The sequence below is a fragment of the Kribbella sp. genome (assembly GCF_035655035.1).
Classification (GTDB): domain Bacteria; phylum Actinomycetota; class Actinomycetes; order Propionibacteriales; family Kribbellaceae; genus Kribbella.
Map to the genome: position 1 here is coordinate 1 of NZ_DASRVN010000383.1, position 6,334 is coordinate 6,334.

At 68.5% G+C, this 6,334-nt stretch carries 6 protein-coding genes; all 6 read right to left on the reverse strand.

The features are described from left to right. Window positions 1-668: ABC transporter permease (locus tag VFF46_RS21490; protein ID WP_414673081.1), on the reverse strand; the 668-nt coding region annotated here is incomplete at its 3' end. A gap of 9 nt (window positions 669-677) precedes the next feature. Further along, window positions 678-1,673, reverse strand: coding sequence for a sugar ABC transporter substrate-binding protein (locus VFF46_RS21495; RefSeq protein ID WP_325038967.1), 996 nt, complete (start codon window positions 1,671-1,673; stop codon window positions 678-680). Window positions 1,674-1,743: 70 nt separating this feature from the next. Then, window positions 1,744-2,631 (reverse strand): TIM barrel protein, encoded by an 888-nt coding sequence (locus VFF46_RS21500; RefSeq protein WP_325038968.1) that lies wholly within the window; start codon window positions 2,629-2,631, stop codon window positions 1,744-1,746. Continuing rightward, complete coding sequence (gene iolD / locus VFF46_RS21505; protein ID WP_325038969.1) at window positions 2,631-4,538, reverse strand: 3D-(3,5/4)-trihydroxycyclohexane-1,2-dione acylhydrolase (decyclizing); 1,908 nt, start codon at window positions 4,536-4,538, stop codon at window positions 2,631-2,633. Before iolD ends, VFF46_RS21500 begins: the two co-directional genes overlap by 1 nt. Beyond that, window positions 4,535-5,428: a 5-deoxy-glucuronate isomerase gene (gene iolB, locus VFF46_RS21510; RefSeq protein WP_325038970.1), complete on the reverse strand. Its 894-nt coding sequence runs from the start codon at window positions 5,426-5,428 to the stop codon at window positions 4,535-4,537. Before iolB ends, iolD begins: the two co-directional genes overlap by 4 nt. A 43-nt stretch (window positions 5,429-5,471) precedes the next feature. Further along, window positions 5,472-6,334, reverse strand: an 863-nt coding sequence (locus VFF46_RS21515; RefSeq protein WP_325038971.1) for a Cgl0159 family (beta/alpha)8-fold protein, incomplete at its 5' end; no start/stop codon positions are given.

A 6,334-nucleotide genomic window follows, 5' to 3' on the forward strand; every position in this document is an offset into this window, starting at 1 on the left:
CCGGCGGCGAAGATCCAGTTCCCGATCTGCGTCTTCAGCAGCACCCACGCGGCGATCGCGACGAACACGATCCACCAGACCACGATGATCTTGACCGTGATGCCGCCGACCTTGAACTCCGACGCGAAGATCGCCTTCGCCGCGCCGAACCCGTCCATGTCGCCGATCGAGTTCGACGCGACGGCGCCGGAGGTGATCCGGGTGACCGCGATGTTCAGGCCCTGCAGAATGAAGAACGTCCCCAGCGACACCAGGAAACTGGGCAGTCCGGTCCGCATCAGCAGCCAGCCGTTGAACGCACCGATCGCCAGCGAGAACACCAGCGCGACCACGACGCCGACCCAGACGTTCAGGCTGAACTGGTAGGAGAAGATGCCCGCGGTCAGGCCCGAGGTCGTCACCGCGACCCCGGCCGAGAGGTCGAACTCGCCGCCGATCATCAGCAACGAGACCGGCACCGCCATCACACCGATCAGAGCGGCCTGGTAGAGGATCGTGCCGGTGTTGTCGATGTTGCGGAACGGCGGCGCCGCGATCAGGAAGAACACCAGGATCACGGCCGCGCCGACCAGCGACCCGACCTCGGGCCGGCTGAGCAGCCGGGCGCCGAGGGAGCGGGCCGAGACGCGGTCGTCCGGCGATGCGGGTGAGGTGATGGTGGATGCCATGACGCTGCCTCAGCGCGTCCCGGCTTCGGCGAACTTCAGCACCGACGCGATGTTCGACTTGTCGATGAAAGCCGGGCCGGTCAGCGTCGCCTGGCCGCCGCCGATGGTGTCGCCGTTGGACTTGTAGAGCCAGATCGCGTCGATCGCCAGGTAGCCCTGCAGGTACGGCTGCTGGTCGACGGCGAACTGCACGGTCCCGTCCTGGACCGCCTTGGCCATCTCCTTGCTCATGTCGAAGCTGCCGACCTTCGCCGACGAGCCGGCGTCCTTGACCGCCTGGACCGCGGTCAGCGCGATCCCGGCGTTCAGCGCGACCACGTAGTCGACGGACTTGTCGGCCTGCAGCTTCGAGGTCAGCGTCGCCTGCGTACCGGGCTGGTCGGTGCCGTTGACGTTCACGTTCTCGACGTTGCCGAACTTGTCCTTGATGCCCTGGCAGCGCGCCTCCAGGCTGACGTTGCCCTGCTCGTGGATCACGCAGAGCACCTTCTTCGCGCCGAGCGCCTTGAGCTTCTCACCGGTCGCCTGCCCGGCGATCCGCTCGTCCTGGCCGAAGTACCCGAGCGCGCCGGTGGTCTTCCACTGGTCCAGGCCGCCGTTCAGGATCGTCACCGGGATGCCGGCCGCGATCGCCTTCTTGACGTTCGGGATCACCGCGTCGGGTTTGTTCAGCGTGACCGCGATGCCGTCGACCTTGGAGTCGATCGCGGTCTGCACCAAGTTCGCCTGGGCGGCGCCGTCCGGGTCGGCGGAGTACTGCAGCTCGATGTTGTCCTTCTTCGCGGCTGCCTCGGCGCCGCGCCGGACGATGTCCCAGAAGGTGTCGCCCGGGCCCGAATGGGTGATCAGGGCAACCTTCATCCGCGGCGTGTTCGCGACGTTGCCGCCGCTGCCGCCGGAGCTCTGCTCCTTCTGCTTGCCGCCGGAGGAGCTGCACGCGGCCAGCGCCGCGGCGAGTGCGACGGCCGCTACCGTGGCCACCGCCTTCTTCTGCCACCGAACCATGACGTGGTACCAGCCTTTCGGGTGTTCCTGGACTTACTTGGGACCCGAGAGTGTCACACTCCCGCGGCCGTCAGCTCGTTACGCCACCCCCGTGCGTGGTCAGATACGTCAGCGTCCGCTCCGCGATCGGCAGCGGTACGTCGGGGGCGCACGGGTACATGTCCTGCTCCACGATCGCGAACACGTCGGCGTCGAGGGCCGCCAGCGCGTCCAGGACCGGCGGCAGCTCGGGCACGCCGTACGGCGGCTCGCGGAACACGCCCCGCCGTACCGCCTCGTCGACGCTCAGGCCCTCCGCCTCGACCTCGGCGAGGACCTTCGGATCCACCTGTTTGAGGTGCACGTAGCCGATCCGGTCCGGGTACTTCCGGATCAGCTCGAGGTTGTCGCCGCCGCAGTAGCTGATGTGCCCGGTGTCGAGGCAGAGGTTCACGTACGCGCCGTCGGTCTCGGCCAGGAAGCGCTCGACCGTGTCCTGCGTGTCGATGTGACCGTCGGCGTGCGGGTGGTACTGCGTCTTCAGCCCGAACTCCTCCGCCAGCCGTCGGCCCAGCTCGGTGACCGCCTGCCCGTGCTTGGCCTGGCCTTCGTGGTCGAGGCGTTCCTCGACGATCTCGCCGTTGTCGCCGCGCCACATCGACGGCATCACGACCAGGTGCTTCGCGCCCATCGCCGCCGTCAGCTCGGCCGTCTTCGCGACGTCGCGCCAGGTCGACTCCCACCCGTCCGGACGGTGCAGCTGCTCGAACGTCGTCCCCGCGGTCATCGTCAGGCCGCGCCGGTCGAGCTCGTCCTTCAGCCGCACCGGGTCGGTCGGGAGGTACCCGTACGGACCGAGCTCGATCCGCGTGTACCCGGCCACCACCACCTCGTCGAGGAACCGCGTCCACGTGGTCTGCTGCGGGTCGTCGGCGAACCAGACTCCCCACGAGTCCGGCGCCGTACCGATGTTGATCATCAGCTCTCTCCCTCGGTCGGTGCCAGGTACGGCCGCTGCGCCTTCTTGCTCTCCTCGTACGACGCTGCGGCCGCCTGTGTGGTCTGCAGCTCCGAGACCTGGCTGACCGGCACGTCCCACCACGAGTCGCTGTCCGGCGCGCCGATCAGCGGGTCGGTGGTGACGTGGATCGCGATCGGCCCGGTCGCCGCCTTCGCGGTCCGGATCGCCTCCTCGAGCTCGGTCCGGCTGCGCACGTCGATCACGTCGACGCCGAAGCTCCGCACGTTCGCCGCCAGGTCGACCGGGAGATAGTCCCCGTCCAGCCGGCCGTCGCCGGTGCGCTTGCGGTACGCCGTACCGAACCGCTGCGAGCCGAGCGACTCCGACAGCGCGCCGATCGAGGCGAACCCGTGGTTCTGCACCAGGACCACGATGATCTTGAGGTTCTCCTGGACCGCGGTGGCCAGTTCGCTGGACATCATCAGGTACGACCCGTCGCCGACCAGCACGAACACGTCGCGGTCCGGGGCGCCGAGCCGGACACCGAGTCCGCCGGCGATCTCGTATCCCATACAGGAGTAGCCATATTCGACGTGGTATCCCTTCGGGTCGCGCGTCCGCCACAGTTTGTGGAGGTCGCCCGGCATCGAGCCGGCCGCGCAGACAACCACATCAGACGCCGCCGACAATTCGTTGACGGTTCCGATCACCTCGCCCTGGGTGAGCAGTCCTTCAGCCGCGGACCTGTCGGCGGAGGGCCGGAAAACTGCGTCAACAGTTCCGTTCCAGTTCCTGGTGAGTTCCTGGGACTCTGCGGTGTACTTGGCATCCACAGACCACTCGCCGAGTGCGGATCCCAACGAAACAAGGGCTTCCCGCGCATCGGCCACCACCGGGAGGCCGGCATGCTTAGTGCTGTCGAAACGCGCCACGTTGATGTTGAGGAACTTCACCTGCGGGTTCTGGAACGCGGTCCGCGACGCCGACGTGAAGTCGCTGTAGCGGGTGCCGATCCCGATCACCACGTCGGCGTCCCGCGCCAGCGCGTTGGCCGCTGTCGTCCCGGTCGACCCCACCGCGCCCACCGACTGCGGGTGATCGTAGCTCAGCGATCCCTTACCTGCCTGGGTTTCCGACACCGGGATGCCGGTCCGCTCGGCGAACTCACGCAGTGCGTCCTCGGCGCCCGAGTAGTGCACACCGCCGCCGGCCACGATCAGGGGGCGCCGCGCAGACCGGAGGAGATCTACCGCCTTGTCGACAATTGATGCCTCGGGCAAGGGGCGGGCGACGTACCAGGTGCGCTCCGCGAACAGCTCGTCCGGCCAGTCGTAGGCCTCGGCCTGGACGTCCTGCGGTAAGGCCAGGGTCACCGCCCCGGTCTCGACCGGATCGGTCAGCACGCGCATCGCGTTCATCAGTGCCGACGGCAACTGCTCCGGCCGCCAGATCCGGTCGAAGTACTTCGACACCGGGCGGAACGCGTCGTTGACCGACACGTCACCGGCCGCGAAACTCTCCAGCTCCTGCAGCACGGGTGTCGCCACCCGGGTCGCGAATACATCCGAAGGGAGGAGCAGCACCGGCAGCCGGTTGATCGTCGCCAGGGCCGCACCGGTCACCATGTTGGTCGACCCCGGACCGACGCTTGCCGTGCAGGCGTAGGTCTGGAGCCGGTCACGAGTCCGGGCGAAGGCGGTCGCCGTATGCACCATCGCCTGCTCGTTGCGGGACAGGATGTACGGCAATGCCTCCGGGTCCTCGAGTTCGGACTGCAGCAACGCCTGGCCGACGCCGGCCACGTTGCCGTGGCCGAAGATCCCCAGACTCCCGGCGATCAGCCGCTGCCGTACCCCGTCCCGCTCCGAGTACTGGACGCTCAGGAATCGCACCAGGGCCTGCGCGACCGTGAGACGCACCGTCATGAGTCTTCCCCTCCAAAAGGCAGCCGAGGATCGATATGTTGCGAATTCCACAACTCCCGGACCCACGCGTGCTGCGGGTCGTCGGTGATCAGCCACTGGCGCTCGGTGCCGGGGCCGGCCATCACGTTCAGGTAGTACATGTCGTAGCCGGGCGGCGCCATCGCCGGGCCGTGCCACCCGTGCGGGACCAGGACGACGTCACCGCCGCGGACCTCGGCGAGTACGTCGATCGGACGCTCCTGCGTGCCGTAGACCCGCTGGTACCCGATCGGATCGTTGCCCTTGACACCTTCCGGTACGTCGTCGGACAGCTGCAGCTCGAAGTAGTAGATCTCCTCGAGCTCGCTCTCCTTCCCCGGCCGGTGCTCGTCGTGCTTGTGCGGCGGGTAGGACGACCAGTTGCCGGCCGGCGTGATCACCTCGCACGCGATGATCGAGTCCGCGTCGAGTACTCCCGGCGTACCGAAGTTCCGGACCTGCCGGGAAGCGACACCGGCGCCGCGCAGCTCGGTCTCCACCTCGTCGGCGGCGACCCGCCGGAACGGGTGATCCGCCGCCGCCTTCGCATGCGGGAACGCGATCCGCGCACCACCGGCGCTGACCACCGCGAACGTCGCGTTACGCGGGACGTACGCGAGATCCGTCGGACCGGCGAACACGTCCGCCCGTCCGCCGAGCGGGACCGACTCGCCGTCCACGATCACCTCCGCCGACCCGTTCAACGGAAGGACGATGTACTCGCAGTCCCCGGTGTCGATCTCCACCGACTGCCCGGGCAGCAACGTCCGTACGAGCAGACCGCTGTGATGCCAGTCCGGCTCACCGGGCCGCACCACCACGTCGAACCCGTCACCAGCCGCCGTACCGGCCGGCCGAACCCATTCAGTCATCCCAATCGCCCTTCGCCAGATTCCCCGAGCGCCCGGGGGCCGGTCATGTGTTGCTGCCGTGCACCAGCGCGGCCGCATGGTCGACCGCCGCGGCCACATCGCCGTCCGGCGGGAACAGCAAGGCCCGTCCCACCACGAGTCCGCGGACCGACGGCAACTCGAGCGCCTTGCCCCACGAGGCGTACGTCTCCTCCGGGGCCGCGGTCGGATCGCCGCCGAGCAGCAGCGTCGGCAGGGTCGTTGCCTCCATCACCCGATCGAGCTCGTCGACGACCGGCAGCTTGAGCCAGGTGTATGCACTGGTCGCACCGAGAGCGGACGCGATCTGGATCGACTTGATCACCGAGTCGGGATCGAGCAGGTTCGTGACCCGCCCGTCCTCGCCCCGCGCCGACCAGAACGGCTCGACCATCGCCATCAACTTGTGCTCGGCCAACCCGGTCACCGCCGCGGCACTGCTCTCCAACGTCGCCACGGTCCCCGCATCCGCGAGATCGATCCGGGTCAGCATCTTCCCACCGTCGAGCCGCCGCGCCGCGATCTCCTCGGCACTCCGGTACGCCGTGAACCGATCGTCCAACTCGAACGCCGACCCTTGCAGTCCGCCCCGGTTCATCGACCCGATGACGACCTTGCCCTCCAACGCCCCGAGCAGCAACAGATCCTCGAGCACATCCGGCGTAGCCAGCACCCCGTCCACCCCCGGCCGCTGCAACGCCACCACCAACCGGGCCACCAACTCCACCCGGCTCCCCATAGCCATCCGCTCCCCACGAACCCCCAGCGCCCCCCGAGCCGGATGATCCGCAGCCACGATCAACAGCCGCCCGTCCTCCCCCACCAACGCCCGAGTCCGCCGCCGCAACCACCCCTCAGCCACCCGCCCCGGCTCCCGAACCCGAACCT

Coding starts and splice junctions, on each gene's coding strand:
- VFF46_RS21495 (WP_325038967.1), bottom strand. CDS start 1,673: ATGGTTCGGTGGCAGAAGAAGGCGGTGGCCACGGTAGCGGCCGTCGCA.
- VFF46_RS21500 (WP_325038968.1), bottom strand. CDS start 2,631: ATGATCAACATCGGTACGGCGCCGGACTCGTGGGGAGTCTGGTTCGCC.
- iolD (WP_325038969.1), bottom strand. CDS start 4,538: ATGACGGTGCGTCTCACGGTCGCGCAGGCCCTGGTGCGATTCCTGAGC.
- iolB (WP_325038970.1), bottom strand. CDS start 5,428: ATGACTGAATGGGTTCGGCCGGCCGGTACGGCGGCTGGTGACGGGTTC.